Below are 20600 nucleotides of genomic sequence, written 5' to 3' on the forward strand. Positions count from 1 at the left end.
TCCGCGTGCGCCTGGACACGCCCCCGACCCCGAGGACCCGACACCCATGACCCGCGTGATCGCCGGATCGGCCGGCGGACGCCGCCTGGCCGTACCGCCCGGCACCGGCACCCGCCCCACCTCCGACCGTGCGCGGGAGGGCCTCTTCTCCACCTGGGAAGCGCTGCTCGGCACTCTCGAAGGCGTCCGCGTCGCCGATCTGTACGCCGGATCCGGCGCCGTGGGCCTCGAAGCTCTCTCCCGGGGCGCGGTCCACGCCCTGCTCGTCGAGGCGGACCAGAAGGCGGTCCGTACCGTCCGGGACAACGTCCGCACCCTCGGCCTGCCCGGCGCCGAGGTCCGTACCGGCAAAGCCGAGCAGATCGTGACAGGACCGGCGCCCTCCGACCCGTACGACATCGTCTTCCTGGACCCGCCGTACGCCGTCACCGACGACGACCTCCGCGAGATCCTGCTCACACTCCGTGCTCAGGGGTGGCTCACAGCCGATGCGCTCGTCACGGTGGAACGCAGCACCCGGGGCGGAGAATTCGGCTGGCCCGCCGGATTCGAGCCATTGCGGGCCCGTCGCTACGGCGAGGGAACGCTTTGGTACGGTCGCGCCGCCGCTACGTGCGAAGACGCACGATGACCGGACCGGAGAGCGAGGGAATCACAGTGCGCCGCGCCGTCTGTCCGGGGTCTTTCGACCCCATCACCAACGGACATCTCGACATCATCCAGCGAGCCTCGAAGCTGTACGACGTGGTGCATGTGGCGGTGATGATCAACCAGTCCAAGAAGGGGCTGTTCACCGTGGACGAGCGGATCGAGCTGATCCGCGAGGTCACCGCCGGCTTCGGCAACGTGGAGGTGGAGTCCTTCCACGGCCTGCTGGTCGACTTCTGCAAGCAGCGGGAGATCCCGGCGATCGTGAAGGGCCTGCGGGCCGTCAGCGACTTCGACTACGAGCTCCAGATGGCCCAGATGAACAACGGCCTCTCCGGCGTCGAGACGCTCTTCGTGCCGACCAACCCGACGTACAGCTTCCTGTCGTCCTCGCTGGTCAAGGAGGTCGCGACCTGGGGTGGCGACGTCTCCCACCTGCTGCCCCCCACGGTCCACGAGGCGCTCACGAAGCGGCTGGGCGAGCGCTGAGCGGCTGATGGGTCGTCACCAGGTGTCGGGCGGCAGCCGACTGGCCTTACAGTCGTCCCGTCCGTCTCCAACAGAGCAGCAGAGAGTGGCGAGCACACGGTGGACGTGCAGAAGAAGCTCGACGAGATCGTCGAAGCGGTCGGGAACGCCCGCGCCATGCCCATGTCGGCCTCGTGCGTGGTCAACCGCGCCGAGCTGCTCGCCATGCTCGAAGAGGTTCGCGAGGCCCTGCCCGGCTCGCTCGCCCACGCCCAGGAGCTGATCGGCGGCCAGGAGCAGTTCGCCGAGCAGGCCCGGCAGGAGGCCGAGCGGATCATCCAGTCCGCGCACGCTCAGCGCTCCTCGCTGATCGCCGAGACGGAGATCGCCCGCCAGTCGCAGAGCGAGGCCGACCGGATCCTCTCCGAGGCCCGCCGCGAGGCCGAGGAGGTCCGGGCCGAGGCCGACGACTACGTCGACAGCAAGCTCGCCAACTTCGAGGTCGTCCTCACCAAGACCATCGGCTCCGTGGACCGAGGCCGCGAGAAGCTCCTCGGCCGAGGCCAGGGCCTGGACGAGCAGGGCTACCAGGACCCCGACTTCGCCGAGGCCCCCGAGCGCAGCGCCGACCCGGAGACGCTGAAGCAGCGGGCCGACGCGTACGTGGACGCCAAGTTCGGCGCCTTCGAGGCGGTGCTCGCCAAGACCCTGGAGGCGGTCGGCCGCGGCCGGCAGAAGCTGCACGGCCGGGTCGCCTCCGACGAACTCGGGGCCCACATGGCCGCCCAGGACGCGGCGGGCGCCCAGGGGCACACCAGCGACGCCGACTACCTGGCGGGCCTCGCGGAGCTGGCCACCCCGGCACCGCCGCAGGCCGCCCAGCCGCCGCTCTACCAGGAGCAGCAGCCGGAGTACCCGGCCCAGCCGCCGCAGCCCGAGCCGAGCTACGCGCAGGCGGAGTACGGACAGGGCGAGTACGCGCAGGCGTCGTACGGCTACCAGGAGCAGCAGCAGCCGCCGCACCAGCAGGGCCAGGACCCGTACGGCTACCAGCAGGTGCCGGACCCGTACGCGGCCTACCAGCAGCCCGCCTACGACCCGAACCAGTACCCGCCCCAGCCGCAGGCCCAGCCGGAGTACGACTGGCGGCAGCAGCCCCAGGTGCCCGCCCAGCAGAACCAGGGCGCGCTGGACGAGACCAGCCTCTTCGACACCAGCATGATCGACCTGGAGCAGCTGCGCCGCTACGAAGAGGGCCGCTGACCGCAGGGGTCCGGGGGAGTCCTGGGCCGATTGGGTGCTGAGCGGTCCGTCCAGTATCCTGAATCCTCGGTCGCACATAGGTCCGCGATCTCGGCTGCCCGTTTCGTCTACGAATCGGGACGATTTGACTCCGGACCGTAGACGGCCTCTCCCCTTGCAGCACCGCACCCCATGATTTCGAAAGCAGGAAACGCCCTGAACGGCCACCTCGACCACCGCAACCCTCTCGTGTTCGATACGCGCGAGCTGGGTCGGCGTCCCGGTGCCCTGAAGCGGCTGACCCGCTCGGTGGACGCACCCGGTTCACCGGTTCTCGGTATCGACGGCGTCATCGGTGTGCCGGAAGGCGCGCCCCTGGAGCTGGACCTCCGACTCGAATCGGTCATGGAAGGGGTGCTCGTCACAGGTACCGCCCGTGCGAGCGCCGAAGGGGAGTGCGTAAGGTGTCTGGAGCCGCTGACCGTCGAGGTCGACGCGGATTTCCAGGAGATGTTCTCGTACCCTGACGCCGATGACCGGGGCCGCAGCAGTGCGGCGGACCCGGCCGACGACGCCGAGGACGACGAGGACAGGTTCTTCCTCGAGGACGGCTTGTTCGACCTCGAGTCAGTGCTGCGTGACGCGGTAGTGCTCGCACTGCCCATGCAGCCGGTGTGCAAGGAGACCTGCGCCGGTCTGTGTTCCGAATGCGGAATCAGGCTGGACGAGAACCCGGGCCACCACCACGACGCCGTCGACATTCGTTGGGCGGCACTGCAAGGACTCGCCGATACCGTTCAGGACGGCGAGAAGGACAACATGGGCGGCGCCGAACCGGGCGTCGACGAGAAGCAGGAGAAGTAGCCGTGGCTGTTCCGAAGCGGAAGATGTCGCGCAGCAACACGCGCCACCGCCGGTCGCAGTGGAAGGCTGCGGTCCCCACCCTGGTTTCGTGCGAGCGTTGCCAGGAGCCGAAGCTCCAGCACATTGCGTGCCCGAGCTGCGGCACCTACAACAAGCGCCAGGTCCTCGAGGTCTGAGCGGCTGGTGAGAGGCCCGATGTCTGAGTTGTCCAGCGCCAAGAAGCAGGCAGACAACGTCAACACAGCCTCGTCCCACACGCTTCTGGAAGGGCGGCTCGGGTATCACCTCGAGTCCGCCCTTCTGGTGCGTGCGCTGACCCACCGTTCGTACGCATACGAGAACGGCGGTCTGCCCACCAACGAGCGGCTCGAATTCCTCGGGGATTCGGTGCTCGGCCTGGTGGTCACGGACACGCTGTACCGCACCCACCCCGACCTGCCCGAAGGCCAGCTGGCCAAGTTGCGGGCCGCGGTGGTCAACTCGCGTGCACTTGCGGAAGTGGGCCGCGGCCTCGAACTCGGCTCCTTCATCCGGCTCGGCCGCGGTGAAGAGGGCACGGGTGGCCGGGACAAGGCTTCCATCCTCGCCGACACACTGGAAGCAGTGATCGGCGCGGTCTATCTCGACCAGGGCCTCGGCGTGGCCTCGGAGCTGGTCCACCGGCTCTTCGACCCGCTGATCGACAGGTCCTCGAACCTCGGTGCCGGCCTGGACTGGAAGACCAGCCTCCAGGAGCTCACCGCGAGCGAGAGCCTCGGAGTCCCCGAGTACCTCGTCACGGAGACCGGCCCGGACCACGAGAAGACCTTCACTGCTGCTGCTCGCGTCGGTGGTGTCTCGTACGGCACCGGCACCGGCCGTAGCAAGAAGGAAGCGGAGCAGCAGGCGGCGGAATCCGCCTGGCGTGAGATCAGCGCCGCCGCAGAGGCACGGCAGGCCGCGGAGAAGTCCGCGGCCGACGGAGGGGCCGCCGACACCCCTGCCGACCCGTCGCCGAACACGGACGCCGCTCCGGCCTGAAGCAGAACCCGAACCCCCTCGGTGCCCTGTGCACCGGGGGGTTCTCCCTGTCCCGGGGAGCGGGTCCCGCGCGCCCGTACTACCGTCGTCGTGTCTGGAGTGGTCCACCATGCCCGAGCTGCCCGAGGTCGAAGTCGTACGCCGGGGCCTGGAGCGCTGGGTCAGCGGCCGCACCGTCACCGATGTCGAGGTCCTGCACCCGCGCTCGGTCCGCCGGCACCTCGCGGGCGGCGTGGACTTCGCCGCCCGGCTGCGCGGGGTCCGGTTCGGTACGGCGATGCGGCGCGGCAAGTACCTCTGGGTGCCGATCGACGAGGCCGCCTCCTCGCTGCTCGGCCACCTCGGCATGAGCGGACAACTGCTGGTGCAGCCCGCGGAAGCGCCCGACGAGAAGCACCTGCGGATCCGGATGCGGTTCGACGACGCGCTCGGCACCGAGCTGCGCTTCGTCGACCAGCGCACCTTCGGCGGGCTCTCGCTCCACGACACCACCCCCGACGGCCTGCCCGACACCATCGCGCACATCGCCCGGGACCCGCTCGACCCGCTCTTCGACGACGCCGCGTTCCACACGGCCCTGCGCCTGCGCCGTACGACGGTCAAGCGCGCGCTCCTGGACCAGTCGCTGATCAGCGGCGTCGGCAACATCTACGCGGACGAGGCGCTCTGGCGGGCCAGGCTGCACTACGACCGGCCGACCGCCACCCTCACCCGCCCGAAGTCGGCCGAGCTGCTCGGCCACGCCCGGGACGTCATGAACGCGGCCCTCGCCCAGGGCGGCACCAGTTTCGACAGCCTGTACGTCAACGTGAACGGCGAGTCCGGCTACTTCGACCGCTCGCTCGACGCGTACGGCCGGGAGGGCGAGCCGTGCCGCCGCTGCGGGACGCCGATGCTGCGCCGCGCCTGGATGAACCGGTCCAGCTACTTCTGCCCGCGCTGTCAGCGCCCGCCGCGCGCCTCGTCGTAACGCGTCCGGGCGGCGAGTACGTCGTCCATCCGCCCCTCGACGAGATGGATGAGCCCGAGGAGCTTGCCCGCGACCTCGCGGCCGAACGGCGTGAGCTCGTAGTCCACCCGGGGCGGATTGACCGGCTGGGCCTCCCGCAGGACCAGCCCGTCGCGCTCCAGGGCGTGCAGTGTCTGGGAGAGCATCTTCTCGCTGACCCCGTCGACCCGGCGGCGAAGCTCGTTGAACCGGAGGCTCTCCTCGTACAGGGCGCCCAGCGTCAGGCTGCCCCAGCGGCCGGTGGCGTGCTCCAGCGTGGAGCGTGATGGGCACTGCCGGGAGAAGACGTCGAAGGCGAGGTCGTCCGTATCGCTGGCCATATCAGCAGCTTACGCCCGCACAGCGCTCACCCGGAGGTGGCGCTGTGCGGGCGTAAGCGGTGGCGTACGGGTGGGGTCAGAAGCCGAAGTTCTGGGTCCACCACGGGCCGCCGGAGCCCTCGTGGACGCCGATGCCGATCGTCTTGTAGTCGCAGTTGAGAATGTTCGCGCGGTGGCCGTCGCTGTTCATCCAGCCGTCCATCACGGCCCGGGCGTCGGCCTGGCCGCGGGCGATGTTCTCCGCGGCGAGTCCCTGCACACCGGCCTGGGCGGCCCGGTCCCAGGGCGTGTCGCCGTCCGGGTCGGTGTGGTCGAAGAAGCCGCGGGCCGCCATGTCCTCGCTGAAGTTCTGGGCGAGCGAGGTGAGCGGGGCGCTGGTGGTCAGCGGGGAGCAGCCGACCTTCGCGCGCTCCTGGTTCACCAGGGCCAGCACCTCGGCGCGGGCCGAGGTGTCGGAGGGCGAGGGCGCGGGCTTCCTGCTGGGGGGCGGGGCCACGGTCTTCTTCGGCGGGGCCGGGGCCTTGCTCGCCGGGGCGGTGCTCTTCTTCGGGGCCGTGGTGGGCGCCTTCGACTCCTTGGACGGCGTGGCGGCCGGCTTCTTCGAGGGGGTCGCGGAGGGCGCGGCCGACTTCGACGGGGTCTTCGAGGCACTGCTTGAGGGCGACTTCGACGCCGTCTTGGCCGGGGTCGTTGACGGCGACTTCGAGGGGGCCTGCGACGGGGCTTCGGGGCGCTCGCTGCCCCGGCTGGCGGGGGAGGAGGAACGGTCGGCGGGTGCGCTGGAGCCGCCCTGCTGCGTCAACAGGTCGGGGGCGCCGCCGGTGCGGACCTGGTCGGCCGCGGTGGAGCCGCCCGAGGTGTAGGTGTCGCCGCCGGGGAGCAGGCCCGAGGCGACGGCGACCGCGCCGACCGCCATCGCGGCCGACGCTCCGAGGAGCCCGGTGCGCACGGGCACCGCGGACTTCTTCTTCCGGCGCGTGCCCCGGTGCCGCGAGGCCGCTCCGGCCGCGGGTTCTTCAGCGGCGGGGCCTGCGGCGGATCGTCGGTGGCGTCCCATGCGCTGTGCCTTCCTGATGCTCCGGACGTCGCAGCGACGTCACCCGATTGCCGGTCGATCTTGATCCCCGTACTCACCCGAACGAGTGAGGCTATTGCGACGGGACTGTACGCCATGGCTCAAAGGGGCCGCCGTGCTCTTGGAGCAATTGGCCGGTTAGCGTTCGGGCATGAACGAAGAGGCACGGCTGGTCATCTGGGTACGCGGCCGAGTACAGCAAGTAGGCTTCCGCTGGTTCACCAGGGAAAATGCTTTGGAGATCGGCGGACTCGTGGGCTTTGCAATCAATCTCGACGACGGCCGGGTGCAGGTGGTCGCCGAAGGACGACGTGACAATTGCCACCGTCTGCTGGATTGGCTGCGCTCCGACGACACACCCGGGCGTGTGGACGGAGTCACTGAGATCTGGGACACCCCGCGCGGCGGTTACGAAGGATTCGCCATCCGCTGATACGGGCTCGCGCGGACGTCCCCGATCCGCTCGGTGAACGCACCGGAGTGAACGGTCACGGGTCGGCCCCGTCGGGCCCCACACCCGAAATGACCTGCGAAAGGACCGCGCGGTGACCGATGGTTGCCAGATGCGGGATGTCGTGCAAGGCTGCGGCATTGACGAAGATCCCCACACCCGTCGGGGTCCCGCAGGAGAGTCGCGCCGCATGATCGTCGGGCTGCGCGCCCCGGGACACCTGGCTCCATGGGCTGTGATCGTGTTGACCGTCAAACTTTTTGGTGAGACGCTGAAAACCCCGCGCACCTTAGCTGTTCGGTAGAGCTGATATGCAGCAGACCGCAGTGGTGACAGAGCCCTGCCGAGCATCGCGGGTGCGATCCCCTGACGACCCACACCGCATCGGTCGGTCACTCATTGTGGAGGACCATCCATCATGGCAAAGGCGCTTCTCGGTTACGTCGGCGGTTCCGACCCGCGACTCCTCGCCGAGATGCGACGGCTCCAGCAGCGCGTCCAGGACCTGGAAACCGAGCTCAACCGGATCCAGGACGAGAACGACGCGCTCAACGCCGCCGCTCAGCACCAGGAGTCGTTGCTCGACAGCATCGACATCGACGTACCCCAGGGCGAGCCTGCGCTGACCTGACCGGTGGCCCCATCGGGGCCGGTCGGGCTGGGCAGTCTCATCAGCCTCCGAACATCTCTTCATATCTGATCCGTCCTGCGTCACGGATCGCCGTCCCCGGACGACAGGGTCCCTGACCGACAGGGCCGTCTGTGTCCGATCACCGGCGACGCACCGCCCGGTTGCCGTGGCGATGCGCCCTGCGGGACCGCACAGATCCGTGCACCAGGATCTGCGCACCAAGATCTACAGGGACGCTCCGGCGTCCCTTTTTTCTTGCCCGAGCCCCCCGGCCCCCGCCGTACCCCTCTCGCTTACCGTCTGATGTGCCCTGCGCCTTCATGACCGAAACCGAGGGGAAAGGTAGAGTCCGGCGGCGTGCACCTCAAGGCCCTGACCCTGCGTGGTTTCAAATCGTTCGCGTCCGCCACCACCCTGCGGTTCGAACCGGGGATCACCTGTGTCGTCGGCCCCAATGGGTCGGGGAAATCCAATGTGGTGGACGCCCTCTCCTGGGTCATGGGAGAACAGGGAGCGAAATCCCTGCGCGGCGGCAAGATGGAAGACGTGATCTTCGCCGGTACGACCGGGCGGCCTCCGCTCGGCCGCGCCGAAGTGTCGCTGACCATCGACAATTCCGATGGCGCATTGCCCATCGAGTACGCCGAGGTGACGATCACTCGGATCATGTTCCGCAATGGCGGCAGTGAATACCAGATCAATGGTGACACCTGCCGGCTGCTGGACATCCAGGAACTCCTCTCCGATTCCGGTATCGGCCGCGAGATGCACGTGATCGTCGGCCAGGGGCAGTTGGACTCCGTCCTGCACGCCGACCCGATGGGCCGCCGGGCCTTCATCGAGGAGGCGGCGGGCGTCCTCAAGCACCGGAAGCGGAAGGAGAAGGCGCTCCGGAAACTCGACGCGATGGGCGCCAACCTGGCCCGCGTCCAGGACCTCACCGACGAACTGCGCCGCCAGCTCAAGCCGCTCGGCCGGCAGGCCGCCGTCGCCCGACGGGCCGCCGTCATCCAGGCCGACCTGCGCGACGCCCGGCTCCGGCTCCTCGCCGACGACCTGGTGACCCTGCGGGACGCGCTGCGCGACGAGGTCGCCGACGAGGCCGCGCTGAAGAAGCGGAAGGACGCGGCGGAGGCCGAGCTGAAGGCCGCGCTCGCCCGGGAGGCCGAGCTGGAGGGCGAGGTGCGCCGCCTCGCGCCGCGGCTCCAGAGGGCCCAGCAGACCTGGTACGAGCTCTCACAGCTGGCCGAGCGGGTCCGCGGTACGGTCTCGCTGGCCGACGCCCGCGTCAGGAGCGCCACCGAGGCCCCCGCCGAGGAGCGCCGGGGCCGCGACCCCGAGGACCTGGAGCGTGAGGCCGCCCGGATCCGCGAGCAGGAGGCGGAGCTGGTGGCGGCCCTGGAGGCGGCCGAGCACGCGCTGGAGGACACCGTCGCCCACCGCGCCGACCTGGAGCGTGAGCTGGCCGCCGAGGAGCGCCGCCTCAAGGACGCCGCCCGCGCCATCGCCGACCGCCGCGAGGGCCTGGCCAGGCTGAACGGCCAGGTCAACGCGGCCCGTGGCCGGGCCGGTTCGGCGCAGGCCGAGATCGACCGGCTGGCCGCGTCCCGCGACGAGGCCCGGGAGCGCGCGGTCACCGCCCAGGAGGAGTACGAGCAGCTGAGGGCCGAGGTGCGAGGCCTGGACGCCGACGACGAGGAGCTGACCGCCCGCCACGAGGAGGCCAAGCAGGCCCTTGCCGAGGCCCAGGCCGCCCACAGCGCCGCCCGCGAGGAGGCGACGGCCGCCGAGCGCAGGCGGGCGGCGGTCGCGGCGAGGCACGAGGCCCTGGCCCTGGGGCTGCGCCGCAAGGACGGTACGGGCGCGCTGCTCGGCGCCCGGGACCGGCTGGCGGGCCTGCTCGGTCCGGCCGCCGAACTGCTCGTCGTCCGGCCCGGGTACGAGGTCGCGGTCGCCGCCGCCCTGGGAGCCGCGGCGGACGCGGTGGCGTTCGAGGACCCGGCCACGGCCGCCGAGGCGATCCGGCTGCTGCGCGAACAGGACGCGGGGCGGGCGGCGATGCTGCTGGGGGAGGGGGCACCGGCGGACGGCGCCCGGCCCGGCGACCTACCGGGGCAGCCGGGGGCCGTGGACCTGGAGCCGCCTCACGTTCCGGGACAGGGCGGCGAACACGTGCCGGGTGAGGGCCGTGCCGCCGCCCAGGTGCCCGCCCAGACCGCGCCCGCCGGCGGTACGGAACCCGGCGCCCAGCCCCGTACCGATGGCGTCACCACCCTCACCGGCCTCGCCCCCGCCGTAGCCGACCTGGTCACCGGCCCCGCCCCCCTGATGAACGCCGTACGCAGCCTCGTCCGGGACACCGTCGTCGTCCCCACCCTGGAGGACGCCGAGGCCCTCGTCGCCGCGCACCCCGGGGTGACCGCGGTGACCGGTGAAGGGGACGTGCTCTCCGCCCACTTCGCGTACGGCGGCTCCGCCGGGGCGCCCAGCCTCCTGGAGGTGCAGGCCTCCGTGGACGAGGCCGCGGCCGAGCTGGCCGACCTCGCCGTGCGGTGCGAGGAGCTGGCGGAGGCGCGGCGGCTGGCGGGGGAGCGGCGCGCGGAGGGGGCCGCGCTCGTGGAGGAGCTGGGGGAGCGGCGGCGGGCGGCCGAGCGGGAGAGGTCGGGCGTCGCCCAGCAGCTCGGCCGGCTCTCCGGGCAGGCCAGGGCCGCGGTGGGCGAGGCCGAGAGGATGACGGCCTCCGCCGCCCGCGCCCAGGATGCGCTGGAACGGGCGGTGGAGGAGGCGGAGGAGCTGGCCGAGCGGCTGCTGGTGGCCCAGGAGGCGCCGGTGGAGGAGGAGCCGGACACCTCCGTGCGGGACCGGCTCGCCGCTGACGGGGCCAACGCCCGCCAGACCGAGATGGAGGCCCGGCTCCAGGCCCGTACCCACGAGGAACGCGTCAAGTCGCTGGCCGGGCGCGCCGACGGGCTCGACCGGGCGGCCCGCACCGAACGCGAGGCCCGGGCCCGCGCCGAACAGCGCCGGGCCCGGCTGCGGCACGAGGCGGCCGTGGCCTCGGCCGTGGCCTCGGGCGCCCGACAACTGCTCACCCACATCGAGGTCTCCCTCGTACGGGCCGATCAGGAGCGGACCTCCGCGGAGGCCGCGAAGGGCGAGCGGGAGCGCGAGCTGGCCGCCGAGCGGGGCCGGGGCCGCGACCTCAAGGGCGAGCTGGACAAGCTCACCGACTCCGTCCACCGGGGCGAGGTGCTGGGCGCCGAGAAGCGGCTGCGCATCGAGCAGCTGGAGACGAAGTCCCTGGAGGAGCTGGGCGTGGAGCCGGCGGGTCTCGTCTCCGAGTACGGTCCCGACCAGCTCGTGCCGCCGTCGCCCGCGGCGGAGGGCGAGGAGCTGCCGGAGGACCCGGCCCATCCGCGTAACCGGCCGAAGGCGTACCTGCGGTCGGAACAGGAGAAGCGGCTGCGGTCGGCCGAACGGGCGTACCAGCAACTCGGGAAGGTGAATCCGCTCGCCCTCGAGGAGTTCTCGGCACTGGAGGAACGGCACCAGTTCCTCTCCGAGCAGCTCGAAGACCTGAAGAAGACCCGGGCCGATCTGCTCCAGGTGGTCAAGGAGGTCGACGAGCGGGTCGAGCAGGTGTTCACGGAGGCGTACCGGGACACGGCCCGTCAGTTCGAGGGTGTCTTCGCCCGGCTCTTCCCCGGTGGTGAGGGGCGGCTGATCCTGACCGACCCGGACAACATGCTGGCCACCGGAGTGGACGTCGAGGCCCGTCCGCCGGGCAAGAAGGTGAAGCGGCTCTCGCTGCTCTCGGGAGGTGAGCGGTCCCTGACGGCCGTGGCGCTGCTGGTCTCCATCTTCAAGGCCCGCCCCAGCCCCTTCTATGTGATGGACGAGGTGGAGGCGGCGCTCGACGACACCAACCTGCAGCGACTGATCCGGATCATGGAGGAGCTCCAGGAGAGCTCCCAGCTGATCGTCATCACCCATCAGAAGCGGACGATGGAGGTCGCCGACGCGCTGTACGGCGTCTCCATGCAGGGTGACGGCGTGTCGAAGGTGATCAGCCAGCGCCTGCGCTGACCCGGTCGGCGGATCCGCTGACTCTTCACCGAATCATCAGAGGTTCGACGCACCTTTCGTGCGCACCCGGGTACACGCGCTGGGACCCGCTGTTTGACTTCGTTTCTTGAACGCATAACCTCTGCAAAGTTGATTTCACCTTCAAGTGGTGGCGAGCCGGATGTTGTGCCCCACTGGGAAGGCTCACCCCCACGTCTGACTTGCGGCCAGGCATCAGGAGTTCATGTGACCAGCGCAGCGACCGGACCGGAGTCCGGAGCCCGAGCGGCCCATCCGGACCATCTCGGCCATGTCATCTTCATCACGGCGGCCGCGGCGATGGGCGGCTTCCTCTTCGGCTACGACAGTTCCGTCATCAACGGAGCCGTCGAGGCGATCCGCGACCGGTACGACATCGGCTCCGGAACCCTCGCCCAGGTCATCGCCATCGCACTGATCGGCTGTGCGATCGGCGCCGCCACCGCCGGCCGGATCGCGGACCGGATCGGCCGCATCCGCTGCATGCAGATCGCCTCGGTGCTCTTCACCGCCAGCGCCATCGGCTCCGCGCTGCCGTTCGCGCTCTGGGACCTGGCGATGTGGCGCGTCATCGGCGGCTTCGCCATCGGTATGGCCTCCGTCATCGGCCCGGCCTACATCGCCGAGGTCTCCCCGCCCGCCTACCGCGGCCGGCTCGGCTCCTTCCAGCAGGCCGCGATCGTCATCGGCATCGCCGTCTCCCAGTTGGTCAACTACGCCGTCCTCCAGATCGCCGACGGCGACCAGCGCGGCGAGATCCTGGGTCTGGAGGCCTGGCAGTGGATGCTCGGTGTGATGGTCGTCCCGGCCATCCTCTACGGGCTCCTCTCCTTCGCCATCCCCGAGTCCCCGCGCTTCCTCATCTCGGTCGGCAAGAAGGCCGAAGCCCGCAAGATCCTCGAAGAGGTCGAGGGCAACAAGATCGACCTCGACGCCCGCGTGGCCGAGATCGAGACCGCCATGCACCGTGAGCACAAGTCCTCCTTCAAGGACCTGCTCGGCAACCGCTTCTTCTTCCTGCCCATCGTCTGGGTCGGTATCGGCCTGTCGATGTTCCAGCAGCTCGTCGGCATCAACGTGGCGTTCTACTACTCGGCGACGCTGTGGCAGTCCGTCGGCATCGACCCGACCGACTCGTTCTTCTACTCGTTCACCACTTCGATCATCAACATCATCGGTACGGTGATCGCGATGGTGCTGGTGGACCGGGTGGGCCGCAGGCCGCTCGCCCTCGTCGGCTCCGTCGGTATGGCGCTCGCGCTCGCCGTCGAGGCCTGGGCCTTCTCCGCCGACCTGATCGACGGCAAGCTGCCCGCCACCCAGGGCGTCGTGGCGCTGATCGCCGCCCACACGTTCGTGCTCTTCTTCGCCCTGTCGTGGGGTGTCGTCGTCTGGGTCTTCCTGGGTGAGATGTTCCCGAACCGGCTGCGGGCCGCCGCCCTCGGTGTCGCCGTCTTCGCGCAGTGGATGGCCAACTGGGCGATCACCGCCAGCTTCCCGAGCCTGGCCGACTGGAACCTCTCGGGGACGTACATCATCTACGCCTGCTTCGCCGTGCTCTCCATCCCCTTCGTGCTCAAGTTCGTGAAGGAGACCAAGGGCAAGACGCTGGAGGAGATGGGCTGACCACCTCCTTCATGCTCACGCGCTGCCCCGGTTCACTGCTGAGCCGGGGCAGCCGGCGCTTTCAGCGCCCCGCAGAACAGCCGCAGACTCCGCCACCCCTCCTCCACCGGCATCCCGCCGCAGAGGGGATGCAGCACCAGCGAGTCCGTGTCCGGCGCCTTCAGCTCCTCCGGCGTGACGATCCGGTACACCCCCTCCTCGCGCAGCTCCGCGACCGTCGTGGCCGCCGAGCGCACCGCCGAGCGGACGTCCTCGGACTGCCAGGAGGCGTACGTCCGCGCCTCGTGCAGCAGGTGCTCCCCGTACAGCCCCCACGTCCGCTCCGGGTCCTGGGACACATGGAGCAGCGGTGTCCGGGCCGCGGGCATCATGCAGAACCCCTGCGTCCCGTACGCCTCCCGCTGCTGGTGGTAGTACGCCTCCAGCTCCGGCAGATGCGCGCTCGGGAAGAGCGGCAGCCCCAGCCGGGCCGCCCGCCGCGCCGCCGCCCGTGAACTGCCGCCGACCAGGAGCAGCGGATGCGGCCGCGTGTACGGGCGCGGGGTGACGCGTACCGTACGTCCCCGGTACGGGAACGGCTCCCCGGTCCACGCCGCCAGCAGCGTCTCCAGCAGCTCGTCCTGGAGCCTGGCGCGCCGCCCCCACTCCACGCCCGCCCGCTCGTACTCCTCGGGCCGGTAGCCGATCCCCGCGACCGTCACCAGCCTCCCCTCGCTCAGCAGGTCGAGGACGGCGATGTCCTCCGCGAGCCGCAGCGGGTCGTGCAGCGGACCGATGACCGCCGAGACCGTCACCGCGATCCGCCGGGTGGCGCCGAAGACCGCGCCGGAGAAGGTGAACGGGGAGGGCAGCCACGAGTTCGCCACCCCGTGGTGCTCCTCGGTCTGCACCGTGTCCACGCCGTGCTCGTCCGCGTACGCCGCCATCTCCAGGGCGGCGCGGTAGCGGGCCGAGAGGGTGACGGGGGTGGCTTCGGGATCGACGAGATTGAACCGGACCACGGTGAAGGCCATGACGGGTGTCCCCTTTCGCCGGGTGGGCAGGGCGGGGCGCACAGTAGCTGACGTATCGTCAGAAGGATAGAGATGCGTATGGTCCATTACCGCCAAAAGGTGCATAAGGGTTCGGTGGCTCACCGGGCGGCGTGCGGGGCCGTGCCCGCGCGGCGGCCGTGGCCGATACTGGACGGGTTATGGAACTCGTCGAAATCGTCATCCTCGCTGTCATCATCGCCCTGGCCGCCGTCGGCCTGGTCGGCGGGCTCGTGGTCGGCAGCCGCAAGAAGCGGAAGCTGCCGCCCCCGCCGTCGTCCACGCCGACCATCACTCCTCCCGCCGAGCCGAAGGTCGGCGAGGAGGCCGAGACGCCGCGCGACGAAGCGCGGCGCACCATCGACGAAGTCGGCCTCCCGGACGCCACCGCGCCCGTCGAGGAGGCCCCGGTCGTCGAAGCTCCGGCGCCGCCCGCGCTGGAGATCCCCGAGCCCACCGAGGGCCGGCTCGTCCGGCTGCGGGCCCGGCTCGCCCGCTCGCAGAACTCGCTCGGCAAGGGGCTGCTCACCCTGCTGTCCCGGGACAACCTGGACGAGGACACCTGGGAGGAGATCGAGGACACCCTCCTCACCGCCGACGTCGGCGTCGCCCCCACCCAGGAACTGGTCGAGCGGCTCCGCGAGCGCGTCCGGGTGCTCGGCACCCGTACCCCCGAAGACCTCCGCGCCCTGCTGCGCGAAGAGCTGATCACCCTGCTCGGACCGGACTTCGACCGCGAGGTCAAGACCGAGGGCGGCGCCGAGACCCCGGGCGTCGTGATGGTCGTCGGCGTCAACGGCACCGGCAAGACCACCACGACCGGCAAGCTGGCCCGGGTGCTCGTCGCCGACGGCCGCAGCGTGGTCCTCGGCGCGGCCGACACCTTCCGCGCCGCCGCCGCCGACCAGCTCCAGACCTGGGGCGAGCGCGTCGGAGCCCGTACGGTCCGCGGACCCGAGGGCGGCGACCCGGCGTCGATCGCCTACGACGCGGTCAAGGAGGGCATCGCCGAGGGGGCCGACGTGGTCCTCATCGACACCGCCGGCCGGCTGCACACCAAGACCGGCCTCATGGACGAGCTGGGCAAGGTCAAGCGGGTCGTGGAGAAGCACGGTCCGCTGGACGAGATCCTGCTCGTCCTGGACGCCACCACCGGGCAGAACGGCCTCGTGCAGGCCCGGGTCTTCGCCGAGGTCGTGGACATCACCGGCATCGTCCTCACCAAGCTCGACGGCACCGCCAAGGGCGGCATCGTCATCGCGGTCCAGCGCGAGCTGGGCGTACCGGTGAAGCTGATCGGACTCGGCGAGGGGGCGGACGACCTGGCTCCGTTCGAGCCCGGCGCCTTCGTGGACGCCCTGATCGGCGACTGACGCGCCTCACCCCGTACGGCGGACGGGCGGCGGCTCCCACGCGGAGCCTGCCGCCCGTCCGCCGTTTCCGTACGCGCTAGGAGCGGTGGCAGATGTACGCCAGCGTCCCCAGCAGCAGTCGCGCCTGCGGGGGAGCGGCGGCCGTGTCCAGCACCGGCGGGCGCAGCCAGCGGACCGGGCCGAGGCCGCCGAGGTCGGACGGGGGGGCGGTGATGTGCGCGCCCGGGCCCAGCGCCCGCAGGTCCAGGTCCGCGTCGTCCCAGCCCATGCGGTAGAGCAGGCCGGGTAGTTCGGCGGCGGCCCCGGGGGCGACGAGGAACTGCGCCCGGCCGGTCGGCGTCACCGCCACCGGGCCCAGCGGCAGGCCCATCCGCTCCAGCCGCACCAGCGCTCGCCGCCCGGCCTGCTCCGCCACGTCCAGGACGTCGAAGGTCCGGCCCACCGGCAGCAGCATCGAGGCGCCCGGGGTCTCGGCCCAGGCGTCCGCCGCGCTGTCCAGGCCGGTGCCCGCCGGGACCTCCCGGGCGAAGCCCAGCGGGTGGGCGCCGGGTGCGGGACAGGCCCGCTGCCCGCACGAGCAGGCGCCGTCGCGGGCGCGGGTGCCCGGCGCCACGGCCCAGCCCCAGAGTCCGGTGTACTCGGCCACCGCGGTGGCCTCTGCGCCGCGGCCGCGCCGCCGTACGCCGGAACGTTTCTCGCGGATGCCGCCGATCGTGAAGCCCATGCCCCCTCCAACGGGTCCGACTCATCGGTGGTTACGACCCGGAGCGCTCAGGTGACCCTCCGTCGCTGCAACTCGATCGAGTGGCGTGCGCCGTGGTGTGCGAGGTGGTGCGACGCGGTGCGTGCGCCCCTCGCTGCTTCCGTACGCTCGCCATCGGTCGTGGTGGCTCAAGTCAAGCGCGCCAGGCGGCAGTCGGGTTCATTCGAAGGGGTGGCGAATGGTGGCGTTTCCGCAATCCCCCTCGCGGGAGTGGTGATCGTAGGATTACCGTCGGTACACGAATTCTGGGAGCATGTGCAGCCACGGGTATGCCTCGGGCAACCCGATTTCCTGTTCGATGGCAGACAACTCCCGTACGGGCAGCACCGATGCACGGCATTCTGATAGTGGTTCGCACGATGAAGGATTCAGCGGGGATGACGGGGAATGGGGGCGTTCCGGTGAGTGGCAGCGGCGCAGGCGATACGGAGGCCGGTAAGCGCCCCAACGGGCAGTTGGGGTCGTGGTTCGTACGCAGTGGCTGGTCCAAGGGCGAGCTGGCGCGCCAGGTGAACCGGCGGGCGCGGCAGATGGGCGCCCACCACATCAGCACCGACACCTCCCGGGTGCGGCGCTGGCTCGACGGCGAGCAGCCGCGCGAGCCGATCCCGCGCATCCTCTCCGAGCTGTTCTCCGAGCGCTTCGGCGCGGTGGTCGCCGTCGAGGAGCTCGGGCTGCGCACCGCGCACCAGTCACCCTCGGTGGCCGGCGTCGACCTGCCCTGGGCGGGCCCGCAGACCGTCGCCCTGCTCAGCGAGTTCTCCCGCAGCGACCTGATGCTCGCCCGGCGGGGCTTCCTCGGCAGCTCGCTCGCGCTGGCCGCCGGGCCCGCCCTGATCGAGCCGATGCAGCGCTGGCTGGTACCCGTCCCGGCCAAGGGCCCCGGCGAACCGGAGTCGGAGGCCGCCGCCCGCAAGCCGTCCCGGCTCTCCGGACCCGAGCTGGACCTGTTGGAGTCGACCACGGCGATGTTCCGGCAGTGGGACGCCCAGTGCGGCGGCGGGCTGCGCCGCAAGGCCGTCGTCGGGCAACTCCACGAGGTCACCGACCTGTTGCAGGAGCCGCAGCCCGGGCCCACCGCCAAGCGCCTCTTCCGCTGCGCCGCCGAACTGGCCGAGCTGGCGGGCTGGATGAGCTACGACGTGGGCCTCCAGCCCACCGCGCAGAAGTACTTCGTGCTCGCCCTGCACGCCGCCAAGGAGGCCGGGGACAAGCCGCTCGGCAGCTATGTGCTCTCCAGCATGAGCCGCCAGATGATCCACCTGGGCCGCCCCGACGACGCCCTGGAGCTGATCCACCTGGCGCAGTACGGCAGCCGTGACTGCGCCACCCCCCGAACCCAGGCCATGCTGTATGCGATGGAGGCCCGCGCCTACGCCAACATGGGCCAGCCCAGCAAGTGCAAGCGCGCGGTCCGGATGGCCGAGGACACCTTCCTCGACGCGGGACTGGACGGCGAGCCCGAGCCCGACTGGATCCGCTTCTTCTCCGAGGCCGAGCTCAACGGGGAGAACGCCCACTCCTACCGTGACCTGGCCTATGTCGCCGGCCGCAGCCCCACCTACGCCTCGCTCGCCGAACCCGTCATGGAGAAGGCCGTCGAGCTGTTCGGCGAGGACGACGAGCACCAGCGCTCCTACGCGCTCAACCTGATCGGCATGGCCACCGTCCATCTGCTCCAGCGCGAGCCCGAGCAGTCCACCGTGCTCGCCGGACAGGCCCTGAAGATCGCCAGGAAGGTCCGCTCCGAGCGCGTCAACACCCGGCTGCGCAAGACCGTCGACACCGCTGCCAGGGACTTCGGCGATGTCGCCGATGTCGCCCGGCTCACCGATCTGCTCAGCGAACAGCTGCCGGAGTCCGCCGAAGCGGTCTGACCCGGCACCACCGGCCCCGGCCGCGGCACCCCTCCGTACAGCCCGACTCGGCTCCCCCATCGCCTGGTCATCCGGAGGGGAGCCGCGGCCGGTTCGCGTCGTACCGCCCTCGGAGGGACCCGGCGGCGTTTCGACCGGACCGTATGCGGCGGGGGCTGCATGGTAGGCAGCGCACCGGACCCGCCACCCGGGATTCATTCCGACGTAACACGCGCTACCTCTTCGTCACGCTCGCGAAACATCGTGCGGCATCCCCGGAAACGGCGCTCCGCCAATCTCATGGCGCACGGGCGGTCTCCGGCCATGATCCGCGGACACCCCCTGACCGGCCCGCACCTTTGCCCAGTGGTCCCGCAGCTTTCCCCCGCACGCCGCGGCCGCTCCGACGACGAGGAGACGCCGATGCCCCCAGGCATCACGACGCTTGCCGCAGACGCCCCTGAGCTGTCTGCCGCCAACACCGGGTTCATGCTCATCTGCTCGGCCCTGGTGATGCTCATGACCCCCGGCCTGGCCTTCTTCTACGGAGGCATGGTCCGCGTCAAGAGCACCCTCAACATGCTGATGATGAGCTTCATCAGCCTCGGGATCGTCACGATCCTTTGGGTGCTCTACGGATTCAGCCTCACCTTCGGCTCCGACATCGGCTCGGTCATCGGCTGGAGCTCCGACTACGTCGGTTTCAGCAGCATCGGCGTCACCGAACTCTGGGACGGCTACACCATCCCGGTGTACGTGTTCGCCGCCTTCCAGCTGATGTTCGCCATCCTCACCCCGGCCCTGATCAGCGGTGCGCTCGCCGACCGCGTGAAGTTCACCGCGTGGGCGCTGTTCATCGTCCTGTGGGTCACCATCGTCTACTTCCCCGTCGCCCACTGGGTCTGGGGCTCGGGCGGCTGGCTCTTCGAGATGGGCGTCATCGACTTCGCCGGCGGTACGGCGGTCCACATCAACGCGGGTGCCGCGGCCCTCGGCGTGATCTTCGTCATCGGCAAGCGCATCGGCTTCAAGAAGGACCCGATGCGGCCGCACAGCCTGCCGCTCGTCATGCTCGGCGCGGCCCTCCTGTGGTTCGGCTGGTTCGGCTTCAACGCCGGATCCTGGCTCGGCAACGACGACGGCGTCGGCGCGGTCATGTTCCTCAACACCCAGGTCGCCACGGCCGCCGCCGTCCTCGGCTGGCTCGTCTACGAGAAGCTGCGCCACGGCTCCTTCACCACCCTCGGCGCCGCCTCCGGCGCGGTCTCCGGCCTGGTCGCCATCACCCCCGCGGGTGGTTCGGTCTCCCCGCTCGGTGCCATCGCGCTCGGTGCCATCGCCGGTGTCCTGTGCGCCATGGCCGTCGGCCTGAAGTACAAGTTCGGTTACGACGACTCCCTGGACGTCATCGGCGTCCACCTCGTCGGCGGCGTCATCGGCTCCGTCCTGGTCGGCTTCTTCGCCACCGGCGGAGTCCAGTCCGACGCCAAGGGCCTCTTCTACGGCGGCGGTGTCGACCAGCTCGGCAAGCAGGTCGTCGGCGTCGTCGCGGTCCTCGCGTACTCTCTGGTCGTCTCCGGCCTCATCGCCCTGGTGCTCCACAAGACCATCGGGATGCGGGTCTCCGAGGACGACGAGATCTCCGGCATCGACCAGGTCGAGCACGCCGAGACCGCATACGACTTCAGCGGCGCCGGCGGCGGCACGGTCTCCCGCACCACCGCCCCCGCGACGGACCCGACGGCAGCACCGAAGGCAAAGAAGGTGGACGCATGAAGCTCATCACCGCGGTCGTGAAGCCCCACCGGCTGGACGAGATCAAGGAGGCGCTCCAGGCCTTCGGCGTCCAGGGCCTCACCGTCACCGAAGCCAGCGGTTACGGGCGTCAGCGCGGCCACACCGAGGTCTACCGGGGCGCCGAGTACACCGTCGACCTGGTCCCCAAGATCCGCATCGAGGTCCTCGTCGAGGACGAGGACGCCGAACAGCTCATCGAGGTCGTCGTCAAGGCCGCCCGTACCGGCAAGATCGGTGACGGGAAGGTCTGGAGCGTCCCGGTCGACACCGCCGTGCGCGTGCGAACCGGCGAACGCGGCCCGGACGCCCTCTGACCGACGGC

Annotated in this window: 19 protein-coding genes; 15 read left to right on the plus strand and 4 right to left on the minus strand. The window is 70.7% G+C overall.

Annotation, left to right across the window (positions count from 1 at the left end; translation table 11 throughout):
- Positions 1–46 precede the first annotated feature (46 nt).
- The 7 genes from rsmD (at position 47) to mutM (ending at position 5212) form a co-directional block, all read left to right on the plus strand.
- Positions 47–631 (plus strand): 16S rRNA (guanine(966)-N(2))-methyltransferase RsmD, encoded by a 585-nt coding sequence (rsmD, locus tag AMK21_RS29890; RefSeq protein ID WP_032757447.1) that lies wholly within the window; start codon positions 47–49, stop codon positions 629–631.
- 26 nt (positions 632–657) lie between these two features.
- Positions 658–1137 carry a pantetheine-phosphate adenylyltransferase gene (gene coaD, locus AMK21_RS29895; RefSeq protein ID WP_032772528.1) on the plus strand — a complete coding sequence of 160 codons (480 nt, stop codon included), beginning with the start codon at positions 658–660 and terminating at the stop codon, positions 1135–1137.
- 99 nt (positions 1138–1236) lie between these two features.
- Positions 1237–2379, plus strand: coding sequence for an ATP synthase F0 subunit B (locus AMK21_RS29900; RefSeq protein ID WP_073882291.1), 1143 nt, complete (start codon positions 1237–1239; stop codon positions 2377–2379).
- 171 nt (positions 2380–2550) lie between these two features.
- Positions 2551–3222 carry a YceD family protein gene (locus tag AMK21_RS29905; protein ID WP_073882292.1) on the plus strand — a complete coding sequence of 224 codons (672 nt, stop codon included), beginning with the start codon at positions 2551–2553 and terminating at the stop codon, positions 3220–3222.
- 2 nt (positions 3223–3224) lie between these two features.
- Positions 3225–3398, plus strand: a complete 174-nt coding sequence (gene rpmF / locus AMK21_RS29910) for a 50S ribosomal protein L32 (protein ID WP_003965982.1) — start codon at positions 3225–3227, stop codon at positions 3396–3398.
- A 19-nt stretch (positions 3399–3417) separates the two neighbouring features.
- Entirely contained in the window at positions 3418–4242 is an 825-nt protein-coding gene (gene rnc, locus AMK21_RS29915; RefSeq protein ID WP_073882293.1) for a ribonuclease III, read from the plus strand.
- 109 nt (positions 4243–4351) lie between these two features.
- Positions 4352–5212, plus strand: coding sequence for a bifunctional DNA-formamidopyrimidine glycosylase/DNA-(apurinic or apyrimidinic site) lyase (gene mutM, locus AMK21_RS29920; protein ID WP_073882294.1), 861 nt, complete (start codon positions 4352–4354; stop codon positions 5210–5212).
- Here mutM and AMK21_RS29925 read toward each other — a convergent pair.
- Together AMK21_RS29925 and AMK21_RS29930 are read right to left on the minus strand one after the other, a co-directional pair.
- Complete coding sequence (locus tag AMK21_RS29925; protein WP_073882295.1) at positions 5185–5571, minus strand: winged helix-turn-helix transcriptional regulator; 387 nt, start codon at positions 5569–5571, stop codon at positions 5185–5187. The genes mutM and AMK21_RS29925 overlap by 28 nt on opposite strands.
- Positions 5572–5647: 76 nt before the next feature.
- Positions 5648–6628, minus strand: a complete 981-nt coding sequence (locus AMK21_RS29930; RefSeq protein ID WP_073882296.1) for a CAP domain-containing protein — start codon at positions 6626–6628, stop codon at positions 5648–5650.
- 169 nt (positions 6629–6797) lie between these two features.
- Between AMK21_RS29930 and AMK21_RS29935 the strand changes: the two genes are divergently transcribed.
- The 4 genes from AMK21_RS29935 (at position 6798) to AMK21_RS29955 (ending at position 13458) form a co-directional block, all read left to right on the plus strand.
- Positions 6798–7079 (plus strand): acylphosphatase, encoded by a 282-nt coding sequence (locus AMK21_RS29935; RefSeq protein WP_073882297.1) that lies wholly within the window; start codon positions 6798–6800, stop codon positions 7077–7079.
- Positions 7080–7515: 436 nt separating this feature from the next.
- Positions 7516–7728: a hypothetical protein gene (locus AMK21_RS29945; protein WP_073882298.1), complete on the plus strand. Its 213-nt coding sequence runs from the start codon at positions 7516–7518 to the stop codon at positions 7726–7728.
- A 357-nt stretch (positions 7729–8085) separates the two neighbouring features.
- Complete coding sequence (locus tag AMK21_RS29950; RefSeq protein WP_073882299.1) at positions 8086–11814, plus strand: AAA family ATPase; 3729 nt, start codon at positions 8086–8088, stop codon at positions 11812–11814.
- A gap of 225 nt (positions 11815–12039) precedes the next feature.
- Entirely contained in the window at positions 12040–13458 is a 1419-nt protein-coding gene (locus AMK21_RS29955) for a sugar porter family MFS transporter (RefSeq protein WP_073882300.1), read from the plus strand.
- A 32-nt stretch (positions 13459–13490) separates the two neighbouring features.
- Here AMK21_RS29955 and AMK21_RS29960 read toward each other — a convergent pair whose 3' ends face one another.
- A complete protein-coding gene (locus AMK21_RS29960; protein WP_073882301.1) occupies positions 13491–14471 on the minus strand; it encodes an LLM class flavin-dependent oxidoreductase in 981 nt (326 codons plus the stop codon).
- 179 nt (positions 14472–14650) lie between these two features.
- On the opposite strand from AMK21_RS29960, the gene ftsY reads away from it, so the two are divergent.
- Positions 14651–15862, plus strand: a complete 1212-nt coding sequence (gene ftsY, locus AMK21_RS29965; protein ID WP_073882302.1) for a signal recognition particle-docking protein FtsY — start codon at positions 14651–14653, stop codon at positions 15860–15862.
- A 76-nt stretch (positions 15863–15938) separates the two neighbouring features.
- On the opposite strand, the gene AMK21_RS29970 is transcribed toward ftsY, so the two are convergent.
- The gene (locus AMK21_RS29970) at positions 15939–16586 is read right to left on the minus strand and encodes a bifunctional DNA primase/polymerase (RefSeq protein ID WP_073882303.1); all 648 of its coding nucleotides are present in this window, start codon (positions 16584–16586) and stop codon (positions 15939–15941) included.
- Positions 16587–17026: 440 nt separating this feature from the next.
- Between AMK21_RS29970 and AMK21_RS29975 the strand changes: the two genes are divergently transcribed.
- The 3 genes from AMK21_RS29975 (at position 17027) to AMK21_RS29985 (ending at position 20592) form a co-directional block, all read left to right on the plus strand.
- Positions 17027–18502, plus strand: a complete 1476-nt coding sequence (locus AMK21_RS29975) for a hypothetical protein (RefSeq protein WP_073882304.1) — start codon at positions 17027–17029, stop codon at positions 18500–18502.
- Positions 18503–18904: 402 nt separating this feature from the next.
- Complete coding sequence (locus AMK21_RS29980; protein WP_073882305.1) at positions 18905–20257, plus strand: ammonium transporter; 1353 nt, start codon at positions 18905–18907, stop codon at positions 20255–20257.
- Positions 20254–20592: a P-II family nitrogen regulator gene (locus AMK21_RS29985; protein WP_006127894.1), complete on the plus strand. Its 339-nt coding sequence runs from the start codon at positions 20254–20256 to the stop codon at positions 20590–20592. The genes AMK21_RS29980 and AMK21_RS29985 overlap by 4 nt, the downstream gene beginning before the upstream one ends.
- Positions 20593–20600: the final 8 nt, after the last annotated feature.

The sequence above is a fragment of the Streptomyces sp. CB00316 genome (assembly GCF_001905595.1).
Classification (GTDB): domain Bacteria; phylum Actinomycetota; class Actinomycetes; order Streptomycetales; family Streptomycetaceae; genus Streptomyces.